The organism is Corallococcus sp. AS-1-12 (assembly GCF_020036995.1).
Taxonomy (GTDB): domain Bacteria; phylum Myxococcota; class Myxococcia; order Myxococcales; family Myxococcaceae; genus Corallococcus.
Genome location: NZ_JAIQDD010000002.1, coordinates 50,420 through 74,316 on the forward strand (window position 1 = coordinate 50,420; position 23,897 = coordinate 74,316).

Consider the following 23,897-nt stretch of genomic DNA (forward strand, 5'->3'; position numbering starts at 1 on the left):
GCCGTACTCGCTGGCGCGGCGCTGATGGCGGGCGGCTGCGCGTCCATCCAGAAGGAGCGTGGCCACGCGGAGGTGGCGGCTCTCGTCGAGGAGCGGCTGGGCAGGAAGACGCGCTGGAACCAGGGCACCCCGGAGGATGCCGAGGTCGCCCGCCATCTCGATGCGCTCCTGAAGGAAGACCTCACCTCGGACCATGCGGTGGAGGTGGCCCTGCTCAACAATCCGGCGCTCCAGGGCACCTACGAGGAACTGGGTGTCTCGCAGGCCGACATGGTGCAGGCCGGGCTGCTCTCCAACCCGACGTTGGACGGGAGCTTCGGTTTTCCCATCTCCGGAGTTGGCTCCAAAGAGTACGAGGTCTCGCTGGTGCAGGACTTCGTGAACCTCTTCACGCTTCCCCTGCGCAAGCGCGTCGCCCGGGAACAATTCATGGCCGACACGTTGCGCGTGGCGCATGAAGCGCTGGCCACCGCGGCCGAGGTGCGGAAGGCTTACAGTGAGGTGCAGGCCCTCAAGCAGCTCGTGGAACTGCGACGCATGGCGCTTCAGGCGGCTGAAGCGGCGGCGGACCTCGCTGTGCGGCTGCGCTCCGCAGGTAACATCACCGAACTGGACCTTGCCAGTGAGCAGGCTGCTGCCGAGGAAGCCCGGCTCGAGCTGTCGGAGGGTGAGGTCGCGTGGGTGGAGGCCCGGGAGCACCTTAACCGCCTCATGGGACTGTGGGGCCCACGCACGCAGTGGACCGTGTCCGAGAAGCTCCCGCCGCTGCCCGAGCAGGAAGCCCCACTGGAACACCTGGAGTCGCTTGCCATCCGCCAGCGGCTGGACATCGACGCAGCCCGGAAGCAGGCCGCGCTGCTCTGGAACGCGCTGGAGTTAGCGCGGAGTACGCGCTTTTTCGGCCGGGTGGAAGTGGGCGTCCACACGCACCAGGACGCGGACGGCCCGAGGCTCTTCGGCCCAACCTTGTCCCTGGAGTTGCCCATCTTCGACCAGCGCCAAGCCCTCATTGCCCGCCTGGAGGCCCAGCACCGCCAGGGCGAGCGGCGGCTCACGGAGCTGTCCGTCAACACCCGCTCGGAGGTCCGCGCCGCCTGCGCCCGGCTGCTGGCGCTCCGCGGGGTGGCGGACCGCTACCGGCGGGTGGTCCTGCCGCTGCGCGAGAAGGTCGTCGAGCAGTCGCAACTCCAGTACAACGCCATGCAGATTGGCCTCTTCCAGTTGCTCTCCGCCAAGCGCGAGCAGGTGGAGGCGTACCGAGGCTACATCGAGGCCGTCCGCGACTACTGGATGGCGCGGGCCGAACTCGAGCGGCTCGTAGGCGGCCGGCTTCGGGAGGGTCGTGCGACATCCACGCCATCACCCACGCAGCCGGTGCAGCCCGCCCCACCAGCGCAGCCCGGGCCGCCTATCCAGCCCGCGCAACCCTCGCAGCCAGCACAGCCTGGGACGCACACCGGGCATGGACAGGACACCGCCAACGGCACGGAGACTCCCCATGAGAACCCGCACGATTGAGACCGAGCACGCACCGGGCCGCGAGGATGACGCTCCTCGGACTCCGGAGCGCAGGGGCCCCCCTGGAAACCTTCCCGAGACTGGAGCCGAGGGAACGCTGACGCGGCGGAGCATGCTGGCCACGGCCGGCGTCACGCTCACGGGAGGCGCGCTGCTGCTGAGCGGCTCTGCGGCTCGCGCTCAGTCAGACGTCCCAAGGGCCCAGGGGCCCCGCGAGGGCTCCGCCGCAGACATCGGCCAGCGCCATACGCGGCAGGACTGGCTGCGCCCCGGAATGCCCAACCGGGACTACCGACCCGTGGTGGTGCCCAATGGCTCCAAGCTGCCATGGAGGGTCGTGGACAGCGTGAAGGTCTTCCACTTGGTGGCCGAGGAGGTGGAGCACGAGTTTGCTCCGGGACTGAAAGCCTTTTGCTGGGGCTACAACGGCCGGGTCCACGGACCCACCATCGAAGCGGTGGAGGGTGACCGAGTGCGCATCTACGTCACGAACCGGCTACCAGCGGCCACCACCATCCATTGGCACGGCATCCTGCTTCCAAGCGGCATGGACGGCGTGGGGGGCCTCAGCCAGAAGTCCATCCCCCCGGGTGAGACGTTCCGGTACGAATTCACCCTGCGCCAAGCGAGTACGAACATGTACCACTCGCATCATGACGAGATGACGCAGATTGGCCTCGGCCTGACGGGGATGTTCATTATCCATCCTCGCCAGCCTGCGGGGCCCCGCGTCGACCGGGACTTCGCAATCCTGTTGCATGAATGGCGCATCGACGTCGGCACGGGGCGGCCCAATCCGAACGAGATGACGGACTTCAACGTGCTCACCATGAACGCGAAGGCGTTTCCAGGCACGGAGCCGCTCGTGGTGCGCCAGGGCGAGCGGGTGCGCATCCGGTTGGGCAACCTGAGCCCGCAGAACCACCATCCCATCCACCTTCACGGCCACCACTTCCGAATCACCGAAACGGACGCCGGACGCGTCCCCGAGTCTGCGCGGCAGCCGGAGGGGACGGTGCTTGTCCCCGTGGGCAGCACACGTGTCATCGAGTTCGTGGCGGACGCGCCCGGTGACTGGGCCCTGCACTGCCACATGACCCACCACATGATGAACCAGATGGGCCATGAGTTCCCCAACATGATTGGCGTGAATCCGGGGACTCTGGACGCGAAGGTACGCTCGCTGCTGCCGGGCTACATGACGATGGGACAGACGGGCATGGCGGAGATGGCCGAAATGGGGATGCCCGTTCCACCCAACTCCATTCCCATGCTGGGGGCCCGGGGCAAGCACGACTACATAACCGCAGGTGGTATGTTCACCGTGCTCAAGGTTCGCGAAAGGTTGGAGAGCTACGCGGACCCGGGCTGGTACGACAACCCGCCCGGTACACTGGCGATTGCGGCCGGCACGGACGAGCTTCGCCGGGACGGAATCGACGTGAATGCACCGGCACCGGTCGAGCCCGGCTCATCCTCGTAACGCCATTGACACCGGCTTGCGGGACACGTCGGTCTATAACGTGTCCCTCTCCGTGGCGTAGAATTTGACTCTTTACCCCGAGACTCCTGCACCGAGGCCTTGCGAGTGCCAACGAGTGGCCCTTTGGGGCAGGAATGTTGTCGCCCCCGTGGACGCGCCAAGCCGACAATGCTCTCCACGCGCCTCGCTGGACCATGATGATACAGGTCCTCGCGTAGCCTTGACGCTATCGAGGCGCAGCAATCGAGGTTGGTCGCTCCGCCCGCCAAATATAGGGTCCCTCCGCCGTGGATCTTCCCTGGAGCAGTGCGCTTCAAGGGTTCATTTCTTGAGCGGGACGCTCCCCCAATCAGTGGAAACAGGCGTCGCGGTAACCCGTGGGTGGCAAGGAGAATGTTGGGAAGGTCGAGTGGACTAAACCTGTTGGGTTGCATTTGTGGGTGCAAGGGGAACTTCTCGTTGAAGGAACTTGCCGTCTTGGGGCGGGGTAGCTGTGCTGCGGCTCCCCATGTCCGACTTCCGCGAGGCCGCTGAATCGATTTCGGAAGCCCAATGCTCCGAGCACCCAGGCTTCTCCGTTGCCGGTGCCTGTACCCGTTGCGGCACCTTCGTCTGTGCCTTCTGTGCCTTGTCCTGGGCGGGCCGGTGCTTCGGGTGCCTTCACGCCGCTCCTGAGTTGGCGACGCGCAGGGCCCGGCTCGCGGCAAGCCTCGTCGATGGTTTCGCGCTCCTCTTGCCGTCCCTGCTCCTGGGCGTCCTTCGGTGTCTGGCCATTCCGGACGAGGCGGCGATGAAGGCTCCGGTCGTCTACGCCCCGGCGCTCCTCGTGTTGTTCGTGCAGGCGAGCCTGATTCGAGGGACGGGGGCGAGTCTCGGCAAGAGGCTCCTGGGAATCCGCGTCGTCCGAAGAGATGGCCGTCCAGCGGAGGTGTGGAGGATCGCCCTGCTGAGGAACGCGCTCCCGATTGCGCTCTGCGGCTACTGCGGGTGGTTCGGCCTCGTGGACGCGCTCTTCTGCGTTGGAGAGGACCGGCGGTGTCTTCACGACTGGATGGCCGGCACCCGCGTCGTGAAGGCCCCTCGCGCACAGCGCTCCTTCGCTGCGCGGCTCGTGACTGGCTGAAGCGCTGGGTTCGGAGTCCCTTCACCGCGAAGGGAGAATGAGAGGCGATGACATGGAGGGAGAGGTGAGGTCCGGGCGCCCCCGCTGGCTGGCTGGGCTCGTGTGCGCGGTGGTGGCGCTGTCGCTGGGGTGTGCCCGGCAGGCGTGGAGGCGGGACGACGTCATGACGTGGGAGGGCTGCTGCAAGGGGGCCGACGCGTGCCTTGCGCTCCTGCAGGAAGTCCACGGCCCAGACAGTGGGGAGCGATGGCTGCCGCCGGAGCAGCAGTGTGCTGCGTGGAAGCTGGGGCGAGAGGGGGAGGACGTCGTCCCCCGGCTGATTCCGCTTCTTTGCCATGGGGAGCGTCGGGTCCGCGGAGGTGCAGCACTCGCGCTGGCGTCGATGGAAGAGAAGGCCAGGCAGGCTGTGCCTGCGCTCCTCGAAGCCTATGAACGCGAGCCCGGTGGAATGGCTCTGCACGCGCTCTCCTCACTCGATGACGCGCGAGCAGCTCCAGCCATGGTGCGACACCTCATGGAGTCGCCCACGTCGACACTGGAGCACCTCGGGCCGAAATTGGTTCCGGTGCTGCTGGACGTGCTGGAGAACCCGGAATCGAGCTGGGAGGCGCTGGTGCGGGTGCGCTACGTGCTCGCCCGGCGCGCCTCCATGCTCACTGAGAATTTCGTCCCGCGCCTACGGACGCTCCTTGCGCGAGAGCTGGCGGAGCCCACTCTCCGGCGCCCGCCAGGGATGTCCTGCCCGGCAGCTCCAGCGCCAAGTTGCGAGGCCATCTTCGACGGGTGTACCCCGCGAGCGGCCTACGTGGCGTCGGTGTTGGCGGCCTACGAGCGCCAGGGGGCGAAGGCCGAGCCCGAGGTACTCCAGGGGCTACAACGGGCGGACGTGCGCCTCACGCCCGTGGCGCTGCAGGCGCTGGTGGCCTTCAACAGCCCTGCTGCGGTGCCCGAGGTCCTCCAGCAGCTCGCCGTGCTTGAATGCCGCGCCCGGGCCCTCGCGAGCCTCGCGTCCCTGGGGCCGGTGGCGCGGCCAGTCGCGACGGGGCCGCTGCTGCGCCTGCTGGCCACGGGGGAGGAGGGGTGGGAGCGCGCGCGGGCGGCGGAGACTCTTGGACGCGTGGGAGACCCAGCCGCTCTCGATGCGTTGCGCCAGGCGGTGTATGCGCCGCACAGCGAAGTTCAGGCCGCTGCTGTCCGGGCGCTGGGCAGCTCCACCTTCCGGGCCCATAGGGAAGAGTTGGAGCCGCTGTTCCATCAGGTGCTGACGACGCATGCCTCTCCTGTGGCGCGGAGCCACGCGAGGTGGGCCCTGCAGGCTCTCTCCGGTGATGAGGTGCAGCCGGCGTCGCCTTCTGAGCCCCCCAGTGTGCTTCCAGGGCGCGGCCCGGATTGGCAGATGTGCCAGAGCCCCACGTCCATCCATTTGCACTGGGACAAGCCGAAGGCGCCGTCACGAGAGGGGCCATGCGCGCACGTACCTGGAGCGGACTTCGCGTCCGTCCTCGAAGCCATGGGGGAGGCCTGCCTCGTCGGCCGGGACTCCGGGGAGTTTGGCGGCACGCTGGAAGTGCACGAGGCAGGGCGGGTGACGGTGCTGGAGGAACCACATGCCAACCCCCTGCTGGCCGTGCGGGTGCACGGCACCCTCGTGGTGGTGGAGGGACTCGCGCACCTGTTTGGTGGAGACGGGCGTCTGGTGCGTGTCGACGCGTCCGAGGGACGGTGGCGCGCCACGCCTTGGGTGGAACTCCCAGGCGCGCCGCTGGCACACGCGCTGGATGAGGCGGGGAGCCTCGTGGTGGGGACGACGAATCAGCGACTCGACGAAGTCTTCTGCGGCCGGGCTGGTGTGTCCGCGCCCGCCCACGTGCTGCGCGTCACGATGGACGGGCGCCTGACCCCCGTCGAACCGGACGGGCGGCCCTGACGTCACCGCGCAGGAAGGGCGCCCCTCCTGGGGCAGGAGGGGGCCTGGCGCGGACGGGGCCGCTTCAGGCGCGCCGCTTCCCCGAGCGGAACTCGCTGGCCCAGCGCTGGACGGTGGCCTTGGCGCGCTCCTGCTCCGAACTCGCGTTGGGTTGCCCGGCTGGCGTGGGCGCCCCAGGGCCGGCGGCGCCGTCCGCCCCCGTTGCCCCCTTCTTGCGCACCCACATGCGAGGGGCAGGGGTGACGGCGGGAGCCGGCGTAGCAGGCGCGGCGTCAGCCCTGGGCCTGCGCCCGCGCGGCAGGATGACTTCGGGGATGCTGTGGGGCGCGGCGTCCTCCACCCATGCGGCGTGCAGGCGCCCCGTGGCCAACATGAGGCGCCGCTTCTGGTAGTGCGCCCCGCAGTAGCCCTGGCTGCGGTGGGGGCGCTTGCAGCCGATGACGGCGCATGCCCTGGCTGTAGGCGTGGGAGGCGGGAGCGGAGGCCGGTGCTGTTGTTGCGCGGGAGGCGGGAGCGGGGGCCGGCGCTGCTGTTGCGTAGGGGGAGGACGCCTCGCGTCGGGGCCTGGGCGCTGGCTCGACACTTCCTGCTGGGGCTCCGGGGCGAGGCGCCTCGCCACCCCGGCCAGTCTCGCGACGAGGCTGGCGAGTGGGCGCGCCAACTCCTCATCAAGGGCGGAGCGGAAGGCCGACTCAAGAGAGCCCGTGGGCTTCGGAGCGGACGAGCGGAGCGGCTCCCTCGTGGAAGAGGATGTGCCGTGAGCCTTCGAAGCAGGAGTGCGTGGGATTTTGGGCATGTGTGGCTTTGCTCGCATTGCTGTGTATTCGGGGCGAATGCGCGTTGGGACGGCGGGTAATGATTACCATCCTCTGGGCATGTGTCGTAGTCGAGCAGTGCTTGAGTGGAGGAAGGGAGCGCCCGCCTCTGGTGACAATACGAAGCGACCTCACGGAAATGGTTGTTGGCATGCGTCGCCCGTCGAACTGGCACGTCGCGTGCTATGGGGAGTGCGGATGACGATGAGCGAGCGGGAGGCCCTCGCAGAAGCACTGCGGCGGGTGGAGGTGGCGTTGCAGCGAGCGTACGCGACAATGGACGGGAGTGCCGAATCGCGGACGCGGATGGCCAGGGCGAAGGCGGAGTACCGAACGGCAGAGGCCGCGGCGCTGCACGCGCTGGGCGCCGAGGATGCGTTGAGGCTCTGGTGGAGGCGAATGACTCGGCGTGCGCTCACGCCCCGGAGCAGGAAGCACTGCGGGAGTGGGTTACTCGCGGGGCGAGAGAGTTGCCCCTCCGCAGTGGCGAGCACCACGCATGAGGGGCGCGCCTCCTGGACGTGCGTGAACCATCAGGTGAAACAGGGCGCTTCGGCAGGCGGACGGGCCCGGGCCGCATGGGCATACCCTGAGAGGCATGCCATACCGGCCCGGCTCACCCTCGCGTCGCCAGGCCCTCGCGCAGCATTTCATCCACGAGTGACGCGGCCTTCTCCTCGGCGGTTGCGCCCTGCACGCGCAGCGCGACGGACTCGAAACGCTGGGTATTGGCAACCACCCAGTCGATGTACTCGGGAATGGAAAGGCGCTCCACGCCGAAGGCGATGTCCTGCATTCCCTTCACGATTTGGACGGCCGTGCCCTCGAAGACACGTCCGTCGCGCATGATGATCATCATGACTTCTTCTCCTTCAGGTGAGTGCGCCAGCAACCGGACTCGATGATGGGGCGGCCAGCCAACCGCCCCTTGGGAAACAGGTATGCCTCGACGCGGCCGGCACCGTCGAGGGCAATGGGCGTGCGCTCGTAGAAGCGAGGGTGCCCCTCGAGCCTGTCGAGCGCCGCCAGCATGAGCGCGTCGACTTCGTACACTTCGCCCTCGATGGCGTGTTTGCCGCCGGAGGCGAGAGCGGGGAAGGGCCCGTAGTCGTGAAGCGTGAAACGCGGACGCGTCCGCGCGGGGCCGATGAGGCGTGCGCCGCGCAGGAGGCGGTGATTGGGCTCGCCGGACAGCAGCGTTCCGTAGACGAAAACGCGTGTCGATGTCGACGCGCGCGTCACGCCACACCTCCGAGGGCGCCCGCGAGCGCGGCGCGGTTGAAGCCCAGGCGCCCGTAGGCGTGCCAGAGGACGCGGAAGTAGCGGCCAGCGGGCGGCCAGGCCTCGAAGCCAGTCTCGGGCTGGAGGTACACCAGCGCGCGGCGGCGCAGGCCAGCTCTGTCCATCACCAGCCGGATGGCGCGCCGGTACGCGAAGGGGTGGCCCTCGAAGATGTCGAGGGCCCGCAGGTCCTCGGGAGTGAGGCGGTACAGCAGTCCCTCGACGTGGGCGCCGCGCACCCGCTGGAGGCTGGCGACGGCCCCGCCCCAGCGGCGGCTGTATCCGCCGAACACCAGGGTGTGGCCGGAGAGAGTGGCCCGGGCTTCGACAGTGGCGTTGGGGCAGCGCACGCGCATTTGGGCCCTGTCGAGGTTGGAGCCGTAGGCGAAGTAGAGCATGGGGATTCTCCCGTGGGTGGCAGGCGCGCGGCCCGCCGTTGTCAGTGCCAACCAGGGCCCCGAAGGGCCCCGGCGTTGAGTCCGCTTCAGGCGGCCGCCAGGGCCTCGTTCGTGCCGCCCTGGGCGCTGCCGCTGCCGCCCTGCGCGCCTTCGCTGCCGGGCGTGCCTTCCCCACCCGGCCCGCGCCCGTCGCGACGCTGGCCCTTCCAGGCGGCGCTGCCTTCCAGGTGCTTGAGAAGGTGCAGGCGCGCCGTTTTGAACTCCTCTCCAATCAGGCCCAGGTGGAGCAAGAACACCCGGAAGTCGTACTTCGCGGTGGCGGGGTTGAAGTCGCGGCGCTTGCTGGAGGCGGCCTTCGAGGCCAGGGCGCGGGCGGCGAGGGCCAACACCAGTTGGACGTAGGCCTTCACCTCGCCCGCGTGCACCGAGCCGTTGAAGTATCGGAATTCAATCGTGCCCCGGAAGAAGAGGCTGTTGAGGTTGAGGCCGTGGTAGCGGTTATGTAGCGCGCTACATAACCGCTATTATGTGGAGCCCGTGATTATGTGGCGTGGCGCTCGACGAGGCCTCTCGTAGCCGCGTCGAGCGCCGGCCGACTCCACATAATCCTTTAGAGCTTCTCGAGGAGCGCGAGCAGCTCATCGGGCGGCTCGTACTTGTCGAGCGCTGCCGCCTCGTCGTGCTGTCCCTTGGCGAGCGCGGCACGCTTCATCTCGGTGTTGGCCTCGACGTAGTGGTGCGTGGTCTCCTCCGACGCGTGGCCCAGCACGGACCTGATGGTAGTCAGGTCGACGCCCGACTGCAGCATGTCCATCGCCGTCGTGTGGCGCAGCAGGTGCGGCGTCACCGAGCGACCTCGCAGGCTCGGAGCCTTGGCTGCCGCCTCGTTCACTGCGCGCGCGAGGATATGGTTCACGCCCCAGCGCGTCAGCCGCTCACCACGGGAGTTCGTGAACAGCGGACCGCGCTGCTGCCCGCGCGGCTTGCTCTTCACGAAGGACTGCAGCGTCGTCGCCAGCTCGGGTAGCAGCGGGACGACGCGGTCCTTGCTGCCCTTGCCGTGCATCAGCACCTGCGTGGGTGTGGCGAGCCGGAGGTCTCCGACATCGATGGCGATCGCCTCGGAGACACGCGCGCCGGTGCGCACGAGGAAGAGCACCATCGCGTGGTCCCTGCGCCCCTGCGCCGTCGCGCGGTCCATGGTTGCGAGCACAGCGGCAACCTCCTCCTTGTTCAAGAACGACACGACCTTCCTGGTGGCGCGCTTGCCCGGGATGGAGAGGATTCGCTGGGCCATGGCTACGGACGACGGGTCGGCGTAGGTCACGTGCCGGAAGAACGAGCGGATCGCCGCGAGCCTGGCGTTGCGCGAGCGCACGCTGTTGCCTCGCTTCTTCTCGAGGAAGTCGAGGAACGCCAGCACGAGGTCGCGATCGAGGTCCTTGACCTCCAACGCGACCGGCGGCTTGGCGAGCTTCTCCGCCGCGAAGACGAGCAACAGGCGCAGGGCGTCGCGATACGTGGCGATGGTAGCAGGGCTCGCGCGCCGCTGCGCCGCGAGGCGCTGGCGGAAGAACGACTCAATGAGTCCGGCGAGTGCCGAGGGCTTGCGGCGGCTCACAGCGTCACCTCCTTCGCGTCACCCACGAAGCTCGCGAATCGATCAGCGGCGAGGCCGAGCAACTCGGCGGTCGCCGTGAGGTAGTACGCAGTGTCGCTGTAGTGCGCGTGGCCCATGTAGGTCGCGAGCACGGGCAGCATCGCCATCAGGTCGAGCCCCTCGCGATACCAACCGGCGAGCCGTCGCACTGCGAAGGTGTGGCGCAGGTCGTGGTACCGAGGTCCGTCACCGGCTGCCTCGCGCAACCCGGCGGCGCGCCCGAGCCGCCAGAAGTCGAGCTGCGCGGTGTGCCGGGAGTAGCGGCGCCCGCGCAGGTTGAGGAAGAACGCGGGCTCCGCGACCTCGCCGAAGTGCGCGTCTCTCAGCTCTGCGTAGCGTCGCAGTACCTCCAGCGTCGTCGCATGCACGGGGACGAGGCGGTCCTTGTTGAACTTCGTGCGCACGATGGTCAGCACGCCGGTCCGGAGATCCACCTGGTGACGGTCCAGCCGAAGCACCTCGCTGATGCGCATACCGGTGGCAGCTCCGAGCCCGACCATCGCGTGCACGGTGGCACCGCGCACCGGGTGGCGGCTGGAGATCTTCTTGGCCTCCTTGAGCAACCGAAGCACCTCGTCGTCCGTGTAGATGTGCGGCACGGGCCGCTGCCGAGGCCAGCGGATGAACCTCGGGTCCATGAGCGGCGTCTTCGGCTCGAAGTTGGCGAGGTACTCGGTGAAGTTGCAGACCACCTGGTAGCGCCGCGACTGGTGCACCTCGCTGACGTTGCCCGAAGTCGCGAAGGCGACGATCAGCTCGGCAGTCATGGCGCCCTCGTGGCGGCGCGCGTACGTGAACCGGTCGAACTGGATCAGCAGCTCGGCCTGGGTCTTGAACTGGAAGCCGAGGCGCCGACGAAGGGCGACGTACTCGCTGAGGTGCGGCGCGAAGCAACTCAGGAAGGCTTTCATTGCGCACCTCCCATCGCCGGGAACGGCAGAGCCGCCATCGCGAGCCGCGTTACGTCGACCTTCGTGTAGATTGCCGTGGTGTCGATGCTCGTGTGCCCCAGCACGTCGGCAATCGTCTTAATCGGCACGCCCGCGTTGACGAGCCTCGTGGCCATGCTGTGGCGAAGCATGTGCGCGCCCTTGCTGGGCGCTGCGATGCCCGTGCGGAGCAGGTGCTCCCTGACGATCGCGTTGATTCCGCTGGGCGTCGTGAACACACCACGAGGCGCCTTGTGACGAACAAACACCTCGGGGTCGTCAACCATCGGACGGCCGTGGAGCACGTAGTCGGCGACCGCCGCGCCGACCTCCTTCGGCATCGGCAGCACGCGAGCCTTGGCGCTCTTCGTCTGCGGCAGGTGCAGCTCCCCGGTGCGCCAGCGGATGTCGGCGAGCCGCATCCGCCGAACATCGGCGTTGCGGAGGCCCAGCACCGCCAGGCAGAGCAGCACCGCCTTGTCTCGCATTCCGTGCGGATGCATGACGTCGACCGAGTCGATGAGCTGCCGCACCTTCTCCCAAGGAAGGTGCTTCGGAATCGTGTCGAGCCGCCACCGAGCCGTGCGCGGCACGGCCGCTTCGAGCCCGAGCGGCGCGTGCCCCTCACCGCCGAGGAAGCGCAGGAAGGCACGCGTCTCGCTGGTCAGGTGCTTGCCCCAGCTCGAACTCGGGGCACTCGCCAGCGACGACGAGACGTACGTCAGCACGTCGGCCCGCGAAACCTTGGCGAGCTTGCGCCCCCAATCGCCGACCCACTGCATGAAGCGCGTCGCGGTGCGCAGGTACGCCTCGCGCGTCGACGGCTGCAGCCCCTTCACGTCGCGGAGGTAGACGTCGTACGCGTCCATGAGCGGGGCGCGCACCAGCGGCGGCGTCGACACGGCGGGCGCGCTCACGCCCTTCGCGCGCAGATGGCTGAGCAAGAGGCTGGTTGCGAGCTGCGCCTCGGGGAACACTCCCTCGGTGGCGAGGTCCTCGAGGAAGCGCTGCGCGAGGGAATCGTCGAAGTCCGCGACGTCAACGCCCTCGCTGCGCGCGAATGCCCCGAACCGAGCGCACAACGACAGACGGTTCTGCCCGGTCGAGAGCGCGAAGCCTTGGCGATGGAGCTCAGCGGCGAGGTCGTCGAGGTGCGGTCCGAGCGGGCCTCGACGGAGCTGACGCAGCCTCGTGGGGCGAATGAAGTACTTGTCCAACATGCGAGTCCTCCTTGAACGCCGGGGGATTCCGGCTGGAGGACACGATCCGGATTATGTGGAGTTGGCGCGAGCTTCGCGCCGCTACGTCGACGCTGGCTGGGTGCCACGCCACATAATCACGGGCTCCACATAATAGCGGCTGGAGTCGTAGCGCTGCGGGGCGAGGTTGCGGCGCCCGTACCAAGCCTCATTCACGTCCTGGAGGGTGCGCGGGCGCCGGGCCTCCAGCCGCTGGAGGAAGGCCCCGTCGATGGGCTTGCAGAAGCGGTTCAGCCGCGCGGCGCTCACCCCGAGGGCGGTCTCCAGGAGGCGCTCCTGCTTGTGCACCATTTTGACGAGGTTGGTGACGCCCTTGGCGTCGAAGCGGCTGCCATCGACGTGGATGAGGCCCCCGGTGGAAGCGTCGGCGCGGGCGCCGGCCTCGCGAGCGGCGCGCACCACCTGCTGTAAGGCTTCCAGGTCCTGGTAGGTGAGGATGGGGGAGACGATTTCGCCGCTGTACTCGCCCCCGCTCAGCGAGCCGTCCGGCACCACCTTCCAGGCGCGGCCCTGGGAGTCCATCACCTGCCAGCCCCGGTAGTCGCCGGAAACGTGCCCGCCCACCGCGCCCTGAATCGCGTGGGCCAGCTTCTGGCGGCTGGCGCCAACCGTCTCAATCTCAATTCCAAACCGGAGCGTCTTCATGGAGTTTGCCTCTCGCGTTCGCGCGGGGCTGTGGCGCCCGTTGCGAAACACATACACGCTCTTGTATGCGAATGAAGCAAGTCCACTTCGACGGCCGGAAGGGCGGATTTGGGCGTCTGGAGTATTCGCGAGAATATGCGGGGTTTCTCGTCCGCTCTCGACGGGTGGCGCGTGTTTCAGGCGCTTGGGTTGCGGCTGGTGGGGGAATTCCAGTGTGTGTGATTGACTGGGTGAGGATGGACGGGGAAACCTGCGCGGTGCTGCGGCGCGGACTCCCGCTGACCTCTCCGCTCAGCCCAGCAGGGTGTTGAGGAGCATCATCCCGCGCATGGCCTCGGCATGGTCCCCCTCGGCCAGCTCCAGGTAGATGCGGCCATGGTTCGGCTCCGAGAGGCGCTCGCTCTGCACGATCCACCGCTCGCTGGCGGGGGTGCTCAGCTCCAGGCTGGCGGCGAAGGCGTGGAGCAACGCGCTCATCTGCCGGTGGGTTGCGCTGGGCGGAAGGAAGATGTCCAGTTGGGGCTGGGCCGTGCCGTACCGGCTTTTGCCGAGGTCGAGGCTCAGCTTGGCGTTGCTGAAGTCAATCACCTTCATCGGGATAACGTGAAAAGGGATGGCCGTCGCGCTCATGGTCGGTATTCCTGTGGGATTGCGCGGTGCTTTTTTGTGCCCGTCGCGAGGGGCATACACGCTCTTGTGGGCGGGTGTATCAAGTCCTCTCTGCTGTCTTTGGGGTGTATGTTCTGTGGCGGGGCGTTGGCGTTTGGCTGGGGCGCTGTTCCCGATGGAGCGTGTGTCTGGTGGTGAGGCTGGGCGTGCGCGCTTGGGGCCTATTTCGGCCGCTTCGAGTGGCTTGCCGGACGTGCCTGTCGCAGCCCGGCAAGGCCCTCGAATGGCGAGGGGCTGCGGCTAGGTTGCACCCTTGGCGGTCGGCGTGGGCTTCGTGTCCTCCCGCTCTGCTCGAATCTTCATGAGCTTGTCGATGATCTTGGCCTTCTTGGTTTCCCCCAAGTAGGGGAAGCTGTTTCCGGTGTCGATGACGTAGCGGCGCAGTTTCTTGACGGTCATCGTTTCCAATTCTTCGCGTGTCTTCATGTTGTTCCCGTGGGGACTGCGTTGAAGGAGGGGCCGGTCGAAGGTCTCGGGCGGTGTTTCACTTCACGGCGATGTTGGCGCCCGCCTCGCGTGTGGACGGCGGGGCGGAGCGCGTCCGGGTTGGGAGGGCCTCTCGGCCTATTCGCTGTCCTGCTGGGGCGAGTGGATGCGGGCCTCACTCCTCCTCTTTCGGGGCGAAGCGCGCGGCGGCTTCGGTGGCGCCCATGGCCGTGAGTTCTCGGTGGACCGCGCGCATGAAGAAACGAGTCCGGCTCGGGATGCCCGCGTCGCGCCAGGCCTTGTCCAGGGCCGCCAAGTCCTCCGCGTCGAAGGAGAGGGGGATGACGCGCTTGCCGTCCTCGCGCACCTTCACCTCGCGCTCGGGACGGGGACCCACCGGCACGCGTCCGGCCTCCGCCTCCCGAATCTTCCACTTGAGGTAGGGGATGTCGCTGCTGCCCGTCGGGCGCCCCACGACTTCGCGGTACTTCGCCTGCAACGCTTCCAGCGACATGCCGGCGAAGCGCCCGCGCTGGTTGGCAGACTGCGTGCCCTCGACCGACGTGGGGGGCTGTGCGGCAGGCGCCGGAGGCGCGCTGGGGGCGGTGGCCGTCGCCCGGCGGGAGGGGCTGCGCCGCTTCTTGGCGGCGAGAGACTCCTCGATGCGGCGGATGAGGAACTTCTTGTTCGGGCTGCGCGTCTCCTCGCCCACCACTTCGCGGTAGCGGGCGCGCAGCTCCGTCAGGTTCATGGACTCCAGCTTCTTCTTCGGGGCGGTGGTGCGGGACATGGTGCTGTTTTCCTTTCCGGGCCGTGGGTACACGTCTGCCGTTCACGAGGGCGGCCCGGTGTCCCTCATGCGCTGGTGCCCCGCTGGGCGGGGCGTGGGTGGTGAGAGGAGGTGCTACTTGCTGCGGGCGCTGTTGGCGGCGCTCAGGCCGGCCTGATAGGCCGCTTCGAGGGCCTCCTTCAGGCCCCACACCGCCACGTCGTGGAAGTCGAGGCTGTCGCTGTTGCGTGTCTTCAGGGTTTCGATGTTGAGCGATTGGCGTGCAATGCGCTCAAGGACTTCTTCGGGCGCCCGGGTGGGCTTCGCGGCGGTGGCGGGGCGGGGCTTGCGGGGTGTCATTGTTTCGTCTTTTCGTACGCTTTCGGAGGCGCGCGTGAGACATACGCGCTCTGTTTTGCGCGTATGACAAGTCATTGTTCGTTGGGCTTGCTCAGGTGCGCGAAGCACTCCAAATCGATGGCGCGCGGGTCGACATGCACGAAGGAGGTGGTTCCGTCCGGGTGAATGGGAGCCGCGTCGATGCAGTCCTCGGCCGTTACACCCCCGAGGCGCGCCAGCTTTTCGTTGTCATTCACGTAGTAGTCGTCCGCGTCCGGGTTGGCGTCGGGGCGGAGGCTGCCTCGCAACACCGCGAAGATGCGGACCCTCTGCCCCCGGAGCCCGGGGATTTCATTGCCGATGTAGGTGGTGTCAGTGCCGATAAACATGCGTGTCTCCCTGGCGCGCAGTAGGCGGCGCGTGAAGACATACACGCTCTGTCTTGGGGACATAGCAAGTCGAGGAACGAGGGATTCGCGACGCCCCGGGGCATCGCGGCGCGAGGGACTGTTTTGCCGACAGTGTATGTCTATTGACTGGACTCTTCAGGGGCGCGGGGCTGCTCGTCGGCGGGGACCGCGATTCGGAGGCCCTGGGGGAGCCAGCGCTCGCGAGCCTCCTGAGAAAGGGGCCGCATCAGCACCTTGCCGGCGCTGCCCCCCTTGGGCTTGAGCACCGTGTGCAGTCGCCCGCGCTGGACCAGCTCGGCATGGAGGTGGGCGACGAGGAGCCGGTGCAGGTGCCCGAAGCTGCCTGGGACGGGGTGCCCCGGCTCGCGCTCGGCTGCGCGGGTGAGGAACTCGGTGGATCGGCAGGCGGGGCAGGGGGGCAGTTGGACGAGGCTGTCATCCGCGTCCCCTCGCCGGGCGACGCCCACCTCCTGAGGGTCGAGGGCAAGGCGGTTGTCTCTGCCGCACCTGATGCCGCGCTGCAGGACTTCAGTCGAGGTGATTTCGTAGAGGGCCGTTCGAGTCCTCACGCGAGAGCGGTGTACGCGCCGAGCCAGTACGTCGCGACGAGGTGGTCGTAATCATGCATGGTGTTGATGATGGGTACCGTTTGAGCCGCCTTCCTTGGTACGCACCACGTGCGTATCGACCTCGTCCTCTGGCCAAGCGTCCGTATGGGGGGCTGGACATACGATGCTCAAGGTCAGCTGCGACGTCTTTAACCATGGCTCTGGAGAGCGCCAGGGGGGTGGTAGGGCCGACACCCCTTTCATCGCCTCCAGGTGGCTCAGGGCGTCCCGGCTGTTGGCGATGCCGAGGGCCGCGCAGACGTCGGCGGCGACGAACCATGGCTCACCCCGCTCGTCCATGGAGACACGGATGCGGTGTGTCTCGAAGTTGAAATGGGCCAGCGGATGCACAGCGACTCCTTTCGGGGAAACGCCGAGGCCGCGCGGGGCCCGACTCAAGAATGCGCAGCGTGGTTAATGACTTGTCTTGTGGGGGCGACAGAGCGTGCATGGCCGCGTCCTCTTCACGAAGGAGTCTCCATGTCTGCCTATGCTGCTGTCGCGCGCGCACCCCGCACTCTCACGGAGAAGGAGGTGGCGTTGCTGCTGCGCACCACGGGGTTGCACAAGGAGGGATTCAGGGACCACTGCCTCTACAGCCTCGCGCTGGCATCGGGCCTGCGCGAGCACGAGCTGGTGGCCCTCAACGTCGGCGACATCTTCGACGAGCGCGGACGCGCACGCCGGCACGTACCGCTGCGCGTCTTCAAGGGTTGCCGCCGGCACCCGGGCCCCCAGGAAGTCGTCTTCTCGGACACGGTGCGCGCGAAGCTGGAGAAGTTGTTGCGCCTGAAGCGCTCGCTGGGGCACGACGTGGGCCCCCAGGCTCCGCTCTTCCTGAGCCGCAAGGGCCTGCGCCTTTCCACGCGGCAGGTGCGCCATGGCTTCGCGGTGTGGCAGCAGCGCGCGGGCCTGGAGCGGCACCTCAACTTCCACGCCGTGCGCCACACCGCGTGCACCGGGGTGTACCGGCGGACGAAGGACATTCGCCTCACCCAGCGCTTCGCGCGGCAGCGCAGCATCGACTCCACGGTCATCTACACGCACCCCTCGGACGACGAGCTGGTGCGCGTGACGCAGGACTTGCCCTGCTGATGGGGAATGCCGCCTCCGCGCTGAGCGCCCGCGAGAGCCCCTGGCTGGGCCGGGGTGCCGCGCGGAGGCGGTGAGGGCAGTTGTGCGCGGAGATCGCGCGGGCTGCCCCAGGCACGGCCGGCGAAAGTGAACAGCGCGAGGCGTTCACTTACCGGGTGCAAATGAACAGGCGCGGGGTGTTCACTTTTTCAGAGGTGACTCTCTCGAAAAGGGCCCCAGGTACACGCCCCGGCGGCGAGGCCCGCACGAAAAAACGCACCACCCCCCACCCTGGCGTCAGGGGTAGGCGGGGTAGGCGTGCTGGCGTCGTCGGTAGGCATGGTGGCGCCCGGCAGGGGCAGGCAGTGACGGTGACGGGGGAGGAGCTGGGCCGCGAGGGTGCGCGGCAGGCGGCCCCAACCAGCGGAAAGCGGCAATCGGCCTCGGCGCTTCGGCCCTTTATGAGGCCTCGTAAGCGCGCGAAACAGCGTGGGGTCCGTGACGCCGAATGGCCGCCTTTACCTGTTTTCGGCCATTCGGCTCGGCCCTGGTAACGGCACGCGCGCCCAGCTGCGCGCGGGACGGCGGGCCGGTGCTTCGAGGGCGGTCGCGGGGAGTCGTGGGCCTCACGGAGAGCACAAAGCCCTGCGGCCCGAAGCGCTGGAGGACACGCGCGCACGAACGGGGCGCCACGCAGAGGAGGCGTTGGTGCGCGGGGCTGAATCGGGGGCGCGCGCTAGGGGCCAGGGGCGGCAAGCGGACCCCAGCGGGGAGGGGGCAGGTGGGCCGGGGAAGTGAATGGCGCGCTGGAGTCCGGCCCGCTGGACGGAGTGTACTTCCGGGCGCGAGTTCAGGCTCGGACTCGGACCGCGGTGCTCGAGCACCTGGTGGCTTGGCGCCCCAACCCCGCGAAACTACGAGACCTGCGGCGCCAGGCGTGTGCTTCCGCGCGCCAGGTGAGCTCCACGGCGGAGCCTGGCCTGGTGGGGCTTGGTCCGGTGAAAGTGAACGGGCCTGAAAGTGAACAAGCTCGGGAATGAAGCCCGTTCACTTTCTTGGGATTCGCCCCAAAGGGGGGCGTGGGGGGAAGAGAGCCTGCTGGAGGGGCATCGTCCCGAGCGCGGGAGTGTCGCTGGCCCAGGGCCCACCTGGACGAACAGCTTCGGGCTTCGCGCAGCCGCCGAGACAGCCGCGCCTTCGAACTGTCATGGGCCGCCCTCTACTGTGGGGCACCTGCGCGAATCGAAGTCCAGCTCCGCTCAAGCAGCCCGGGTGCTCAGGAGCGTCAAAGGGCCGCTTCGCTGAAGCCTGAACGGTTCTCGCCCTTGCCCCGCCTTCCTCGCGCAGGCGAAGGGCAACCGGGCGCAAGTGGCCAGTCCTGAGAGCGCAGGAGTCGCGAGCTGGTTGGCCGACCCGGATGCGATCCGTTGAGCCGGTCCCTGGCGTCCAGAGCAACCAGGGCAGGGAAGCCGGAGGTGCCGAGGTCTCACCCAGGCGCCCTGTACCTCCAGTTGAAGCAAGGCACCAACACCCCGACTTCAGCCGCCGGACTTCTCCAAAGTCCGGCAGAAGTCCGGCATGAAGTCCGGCAGTAATTTCCGTAACAACTTCATGGGGTTGAGTCACTCTGCCGGACTTGCCGGACTTCAAAGCCACTTTTACGTACGCGAGGGAAAATATTTTGGGAGGGAAGCGCGCAGAAAATATTTCCCCGTAGAGGGGCGGGACGGGGGAGGAAGTCCGGCAAGTCCGGCAGGATGGTTTAACCCCTCGCAGTTACAGCGATTTTTGGTGCCGGACTTCAGCGGGGGAAGTCCGGCATGAAGTCCGGCAGTCCGGCAGGAATGCGAGAGTCGGAGGGGAGAATGTAGGTGGTGAGGCGACTCACTCTCCTGTTCCCCGCCTTCATCGTCCTATTTGCCCTCGCGTCGTGCTGGGGCCGCCGGTTGCGCGTCACCGGTGAGCACCACCCCGTGCGTCCTGCTGGGGTTGCCCTGGTTCGAGCGAGAGCGGCTTCTGGGGAAGGCGGCTGTCCAGGCCCTTCGGCGCAAAGGTTGCCTCGCCCACGCACTCCTCATTCGTTCCGAGCAGTCGTAGGCCAGCCCCTCGTGGAGTGCTCGTGGCCTCTTCCCTTGGAGCGCAGCGTGGGCGTCCGAATGGAGGAGGTGGGAACTCCGCCCGTGTCCAAGGCAGGGGCATGAGGCCCGCCCAGCAGAGGCCATCGCCGCCCTCATGAAGGAGCGCCCCTCCATGCGGGATGGCCCGCCGCAGCCTCCTCATGGTGCTGCCGGACGCCGGGCAAGCCACCAGGACTCCCGCAAAACCTGAGTACCTGGCGAGTCGGAGGCCCCGGTGGAAATTCGGGCGCGTCAGCATGTCCCCGATTGCGGGCCCCGAGCCTTTGTCCCTGCAGGGACGGAGCGGCTTCTCAGCAGCAGCGGCCACAACCTCCTCCGGCCCCGAGGCACACATGCGTGACGAGAGCGACTCCCCCAGGCCAGTTACCCAGACGCCCAGCCCTGCCCCAGCCCAGTCCTTGAGGGAGGACTGCCGCACGCAGGAGTTGGCGAAGCAGCCCAAGGAGGCCGGGGACGCCTGGCTGAAGCTGGAGAATGACGGAGACAGCGCCGTCGTCGTCTTCCTCGGGGAGCCGCACCCGCGCGACGTGGCTTTCATTGACAACAAGTTCGTCCCCTTCACCCGGAGGCTGAAGGTGGAGGGACACAAGCCCGTGCTGCGATTCACCCACAACGTCGCCCTCTTCGAGACGCGCGAGGTGAAGGTGCTGGAGTACGGGATTGCCTTCTTCAAGGAAGCCCTGCGCATGCGGCACACGTTTGGGCTTGAGACGTGGGCTGTTGAAGTCCAGCGTCACGGGGCCGCGAAGGACTGGTGGCAGACGCGCTACTCCCTGCAGCCCGAGCGCCGCCTGTCCCCGGAGCAGCAGCAGGCCTTCCAGGGGCTGCCGCTTCACGACTTGGCGAGGCTCCGGGTGGACGCGGCGACGCAAGCCGAAGCGGCGCGCCGCGGCGACGCGGGCGCAAGGCCACCCAACGCGCGCCTCGTGCAGTACCTCTCTGACGTACTGAAAACCATGCCGCGCAAGAGGGTGGAGCGCCTCCTCCACCACCACCTCGGAATGCAGCAGGTTGGGGACGTGTCAGCCATGCGCGGCGAGGAGTGGCAAACCTTCGTCGAAGCGGTTGCCGTCGAGTACCGGGCGTTTTGGGAACGAAACTGCTGAGCGCCAGCCCGAGGTGAATTGAGCCTCCAAGCGAGGGCGTGCTGCGAGGCAGCACGTCTACACGTCCCCGGAAAGAAACCCATGCAGGACTCCTTCTCCGCGAGCCGCGGGGACGAGGGGCGCGTTGCCTCTCATGTCCTCGGCCTCCCAACAGTCATTGGGCAGATGCAGCCCGGCGCTATGCTGGCGTGGCGTGCGCGTCAGCCCGTTGTGCGTCGAGGGCTGGACTCCGCGGCGGCGAGGCGCAGCCCCCAGGTGCCTGCGCCATGAGCTTTCGCGTCTTCGTGGAGCAGGTGCGGAGCCGCTCGGACATAACCGACGTCGTCGGCGCCCACGTCGAGTTGCGCCCTTCGGGCAGCACCCTCAAGGGACTCTCACCCTTTCACCCCGAGAAGACGCCTTCCTTCGTCGTGTGGCCCGCCACGCAGACGTGGCACGACTTCTCCAACGGCGGCAGCCTGGGGGGAGACGTCTTCACCTTCGTCCAGGAGAGGGAGAAGGTTGACTTCAAGGAGGCGGTATTCCGACTGGCAGGGCGCGCCGGCATTCCCCTGCCCGCGCCCCATGACGAGTCCCACGCGCGTGAGCTCGAGGCGCTGGTGGAGCGCCGCGACGTCGAGCGACTCCTCACGGCCGCCGCCGACTACTACCACCGCCACCTGCCCGCGAACATTCGCGAGGAGTCCTTCAAACAGCACTACGGCTTCACCGACGAGGTGGTGGACAGCTTCAAGCTGGGGTGGGCAGACGGCGGCCTCTTCGCGCACCTGAGAGAGGGTATGGGCGCGAGCCGCGAGGCGGCCCTCAAGACGGGCCTCTTCGTCCAACTGCCGGGCGGCCACGTCGAGGACTTCTTCCGGGAGCGCCTCGTCTTCCCATATTGGAAGGATGGCCGCGTCGTCTACTTCATCGCCCGCGCGACGCAATATACGGGCGACGAAGAGTGGGAGAAGGCGAAGTACAAGAAGCTCCTCACCCATTCGGAGCGGCACCCCTACGTCTCACCCACCGTCCGCAACGACTACTTCTACAACGAGGACGCGGCACGCAAGGCCGACACGCTGCTGATTACGGAAGGCGTCACCGACTGCATCAGCGCCATGCAGGCGGGCATTCCTTGTCTCTCTCCCGCCACGACGCGCTTTCGCAAGCAGGACATTCCTCGGCTGCTGAAGCTCACGCGCGACGCGAGGCGCGTCGTCATTTGCAATGACGCCGAGGCCAGCGGCGCCGGAGAGGCGGGCGCGCGGGAGACTGCCGCAGCCCTCTGGGCCGAGGGCCGAGAGGCGTGCGTCGCCCTGCTTCCACGTCCGCAGGGCACCGAGAAGGTGGACGTCAACGCGCTTGTCGCGTCGCAGGGCGCCGCGACGCTTCACGAAGTCCTCGGACGCGCGAGGGCATACCCGGAGTACCTGCTGGATGGCATTCCAGAGAGTGCGCCCAAGGCAGACTTGGACAAGGCGCTGGCGCCCCTCCTGGCCTCATTGCAGCAATGCACGGCAGTCCGAGCCGACGTGGTGCTGGACGCCATTTCGGCGAAGTTTGGCCTCCGGAGGCGGGCACTCAACGCCAACCTCAAGGGGGTGGTGGCGGAGAAGGAGGCGGCGGCCATGGCGCAGCGCCGTGCGTCCGCCGCGCGCCCGGAAATCAACGTGGGCAACCGCCAACTTTGGGCCATTGTCACCGAGGCGCGCCAAGCGGTGGTGCAGGCGAATGCGCGTCGCATGCGGGCTGCCAGCACGCAGGGCTTCGCCAACGAGGCGGCGCCACTCTTTGTGCGAGGCAACGCCCTCGTGCAACTCGCGCAGCCCGAGAAGGAGGCGCCCATTCTCTCGGAGATGACGGAGGCCGCCGTCTACGGAGTCCTCCTCCGGGAGGCGACGTGGGTAGCGGAAGTCGAGGGCAGGCCGCACTCCGTCTTCCCGCCGAAAGACGTCGCGCGGGACTTCCTCGCGTACCCGCCTCCGGGCCTTCCCTCAGTGGAGGCTGTCATTACCACGCCGGTATTCGGACAGGACGGGAAGCTCCTCCTGACGCCTGGGCTGCACCCGGAGGACAGACTCTGGCTGGAGCCCGCTCCTGCGCTTCACCTCGGCGCCGTGTCCGAGCGGCCGACACCCGAGGAGGTTGCCGCCGCACGTGCCCTCTTCTCTGACGACGTCTTCGTGGACTTCCCATTTGCCCACCCCAGCGATAAGGCACATGCCCTCGCCGCCGTCCTCCTCCCCTTCGTCCGGCGGATGATTGAGGGGTGCACCCCCCTCCACGTCGTAGAGGCGCCCGCTGTCGGCTCCGGCAAGGGCCTCTTGTGCGACCTCGTCTCGTGGGTGGCGACGGGCAGGGCGTTCGCCATTGGCACCTTGCCTGAGAATGAAGAGGAGATTCGAAAGACGCTCACCGCCGAGCTCGCCCTGGCGCGCCCCCTCATCCTCCTCGACAACGCCAATGAGAAGGCGACGCTCTCCTCCGCGGCCCTCGCCGCCATGCTGACGAGTACCTCCTGGACGGACCGTCTCCTGGGCAAGACGCAGAAGCTGACGCTGCCCAATACCGCCATGTGGATGCTCACCGGCAACAACCCGAAGCTTTCAAAGGACATTGCCCGTCGCTCCGTGCGCATCCGCATCGACCCCAAGCTGGACAGGGCCTGGACGCGAAGTCGCTTCAAGCATGACCCGATTATCCTCTGGGTGAAGGAGCACCGGAGCGAGTTGGTGCGTGCGGCCCTGACGCTCGTGCAGGCGTGGATTGCTGCGGGGAGGCCTCTGGGGCGCGAGCGGCTGGGCTCCTTCGAGCACTGGGCGGCCGTCATGGGCGGCCTTCTCAATGTGGCTGGGGTGGAGGGCTTCCTCGGCAACCTCGACGAGCTTTATGCGAATGCGGACGTCGAAGGGGAGTCCTGGCGCGAATTCGTCCAGGCCTGGTGGGGAGCGCATGGCACGGCGGAGGTGCTCGTCTCGAGCCTCAACGAGCTGTGCGAGAAGGACGAGCTGATGCTTCAGGTGCGAGGCGAGGGCGGCTCCCGCTCGCAGCAGAGCCGGCTGGGCCGAGCGCTGCAAACGGCGAGGGACAGAGTCTTTGGGGACTTGCGGGTGGTGGTGCGGAACCAGGACCGCAAGAAGCGGACGATGTACGCACTCCAGAAGTTGGGAGGCGAGCCGGAGGTGAATGCAGACATGGCTGCCGCAGAGGTAGATGAGGTCGACCCATGGGCGGAGTAGTGACCCGGCGCGCCCCGCAGCAACAGTGCGAGGCCGCAGTGGAGATTCTCTCGGAGGCCCTCTGGGAGTTGTTGCTTCGTCGCCATTCGCAGCATGCGC

21 protein-coding genes and 1 pseudogene are annotated in these 23,897 nt (G+C 67.8%); 7 read left to right on the plus strand and 15 right to left on the minus strand.

Going from position 1 to position 23,897, the window contains the following annotated elements; all coding sequences use genetic code 11:
* The first annotated feature begins 24 nt into the window (after positions 1 to 24).
* The 4 genes from K8556_RS02535 to K8556_RS02550 all read left to right on the plus strand — a co-directional run bounded on the left by K8556_RS02535 (position 25) and on the right by K8556_RS02550 (position 6,051).
* The gene (locus K8556_RS02535) at positions 25 to 1,518 is read left to right on the plus strand and encodes a TolC family protein (protein ID WP_223738429.1); all 1,494 of its coding nucleotides are present in this window, start codon (positions 25 to 27) and stop codon (positions 1,516 to 1,518) included.
* A gap of 112 nt (positions 1,519 to 1,630) precedes the next feature.
* A complete protein-coding gene (locus K8556_RS02540) occupies positions 1,631 to 3,001 on the plus strand; it encodes a multicopper oxidase domain-containing protein (protein WP_141648416.1) in 1,371 nt (456 codons plus the stop codon).
* Between the two features lie 508 nt (positions 3,002 to 3,509).
* A complete protein-coding gene (locus K8556_RS02545; protein ID WP_223738430.1) occupies positions 3,510 to 4,124 on the plus strand; it encodes an RDD family protein in 615 nt (204 codons plus the stop codon).
* A 52-nt stretch (positions 4,125 to 4,176) separates the two neighbouring features.
* Positions 4,177 to 6,051, plus strand: coding sequence for a HEAT repeat domain-containing protein (locus K8556_RS02550; protein ID WP_223738431.1), 1,875 nt, complete (start codon positions 4,177 to 4,179; stop codon positions 6,049 to 6,051).
* Positions 6,052 to 6,115: 64 nt separating this feature from the next.
* Here the strand turns inward: K8556_RS02550 and K8556_RS02555 are convergent, their stop codons facing one another.
* The 15 genes and pseudogenes from K8556_RS02555 to K8556_RS39680 all read right to left on the minus strand — a co-directional run bounded on the left by K8556_RS02555 (position 6,116) and on the right by K8556_RS39680 (position 16,559).
* Complete coding sequence (locus K8556_RS02555) at positions 6,116 to 6,424, minus strand: cell wall protein (RefSeq protein WP_223738432.1); 309 nt, start codon at positions 6,422 to 6,424, stop codon at positions 6,116 to 6,118.
* 1,058 nt (positions 6,425 to 7,482) lie between these two features.
* On the minus strand, positions 7,483 to 7,713 hold the full coding sequence (locus tag K8556_RS02560; protein WP_223738810.1) for a hypothetical protein: 231 nt from the start codon (positions 7,711 to 7,713) through the stop codon (positions 7,483 to 7,485).
* An 8-nt stretch (positions 7,714 to 7,721) separates the two neighbouring features.
* Positions 7,722 to 8,108, minus strand: a complete 387-nt coding sequence (locus K8556_RS02565; protein ID WP_223738433.1) for a gamma-glutamylcyclotransferase — start codon at positions 8,106 to 8,108, stop codon at positions 7,722 to 7,724.
* Positions 8,105 to 8,545 (minus strand): gamma-glutamylcyclotransferase family protein, encoded by a 441-nt coding sequence (locus K8556_RS02570; RefSeq protein WP_141647213.1) that lies wholly within the window; start codon positions 8,543 to 8,545, stop codon positions 8,105 to 8,107. Before K8556_RS02570 ends, K8556_RS02565 begins: the two co-directional genes overlap by 4 nt.
* An 86-nt stretch (positions 8,546 to 8,631) precedes the next feature.
* Positions 8,632 to 9,045: pseudogene (locus tag K8556_RS02575) on the minus strand (amidoligase family protein); the annotation flags it as partial.
* 110 nt (positions 9,046 to 9,155) lie between these two features.
* The gene (locus tag K8556_RS02580) at positions 9,156 to 10,166 is read right to left on the minus strand and encodes a tyrosine-type recombinase/integrase (protein WP_223738434.1); all 1,011 of its coding nucleotides are present in this window, start codon (positions 10,164 to 10,166) and stop codon (positions 9,156 to 9,158) included.
* On the minus strand, positions 10,163 to 11,116 hold the full coding sequence (locus K8556_RS02585; RefSeq protein WP_223738435.1) for a tyrosine-type recombinase/integrase: 954 nt from the start codon (positions 11,114 to 11,116) through the stop codon (positions 10,163 to 10,165). The genes K8556_RS02580 and K8556_RS02585 overlap by 4 nt, the downstream gene beginning before the upstream one ends.
* On the minus strand, positions 11,113 to 12,354 hold the full coding sequence (locus K8556_RS02590) for a site-specific integrase (protein WP_223738436.1): 1,242 nt from the start codon (positions 12,352 to 12,354) through the stop codon (positions 11,113 to 11,115). The genes K8556_RS02585 and K8556_RS02590 overlap by 4 nt, the downstream gene beginning before the upstream one ends.
* An 81-nt stretch (positions 12,355 to 12,435) precedes the next feature.
* Complete coding sequence (locus K8556_RS02595; protein WP_223738437.1) at positions 12,436 to 13,038, minus strand: amidoligase family protein; 603 nt, start codon at positions 13,036 to 13,038, stop codon at positions 12,436 to 12,438.
* Between the two features lie 291 nt (positions 13,039 to 13,329).
* Positions 13,330 to 13,668: a hypothetical protein gene (locus K8556_RS02600; protein WP_141648405.1), complete on the minus strand. Its 339-nt coding sequence runs from the start codon at positions 13,666 to 13,668 to the stop codon at positions 13,330 to 13,332.
* 279 nt (positions 13,669 to 13,947) lie between these two features.
* Complete coding sequence (locus K8556_RS02605) at positions 13,948 to 14,133, minus strand: hypothetical protein (RefSeq protein WP_223738438.1); 186 nt, start codon at positions 14,131 to 14,133, stop codon at positions 13,948 to 13,950.
* A 175-nt stretch (positions 14,134 to 14,308) separates the two neighbouring features.
* A complete protein-coding gene (locus tag K8556_RS02610) occupies positions 14,309 to 14,923 on the minus strand; it encodes a DUF2924 domain-containing protein (RefSeq protein ID WP_223738439.1) in 615 nt (204 codons plus the stop codon).
* Between the two features lie 114 nt (positions 14,924 to 15,037).
* Entirely contained in the window at positions 15,038 to 15,262 is a 225-nt protein-coding gene (locus K8556_RS02615) for a hypothetical protein (protein WP_141648975.1), read from the minus strand.
* A gap of 71 nt (positions 15,263 to 15,333) precedes the next feature.
* The gene (locus tag K8556_RS02620; RefSeq protein WP_223738440.1) at positions 15,334 to 15,630 is read right to left on the minus strand and encodes a hypothetical protein; all 297 of its coding nucleotides are present in this window, start codon (positions 15,628 to 15,630) and stop codon (positions 15,334 to 15,336) included.
* 641 nt (positions 15,631 to 16,271) lie between these two features.
* On the minus strand, positions 16,272 to 16,559 hold the full coding sequence (locus K8556_RS39680) for a BRO family protein (RefSeq protein ID WP_141648983.1): 288 nt from the start codon (positions 16,557 to 16,559) through the stop codon (positions 16,272 to 16,274).
* 180 nt (positions 16,560 to 16,739) lie between these two features.
* Here K8556_RS39680 and K8556_RS02630 point away from each other — a divergent pair, with 180 nt between their 5' ends.
* From K8556_RS02630 to K8556_RS02640, 3 genes are all read left to right on the plus strand, one after another.
* On the plus strand, positions 16,740 to 17,354 hold the full coding sequence (locus K8556_RS02630; protein WP_141648973.1) for a tyrosine-type recombinase/integrase: 615 nt from the start codon (positions 16,740 to 16,742) through the stop codon (positions 17,352 to 17,354).
* A 2,542-nt stretch (positions 17,355 to 19,896) separates the two neighbouring features.
* Positions 19,897 to 20,577, plus strand: coding sequence for a hypothetical protein (locus K8556_RS02635; protein WP_223738441.1), 681 nt, complete (start codon positions 19,897 to 19,899; stop codon positions 20,575 to 20,577).
* Between the two features lie 266 nt (positions 20,578 to 20,843).
* A complete protein-coding gene (locus tag K8556_RS02640; protein ID WP_223738442.1) occupies positions 20,844 to 23,798 on the plus strand; it encodes a CHC2 zinc finger domain-containing protein in 2,955 nt (984 codons plus the stop codon).
* The last annotated feature ends 99 nt before the right edge of the window (positions 23,799 to 23,897 follow it).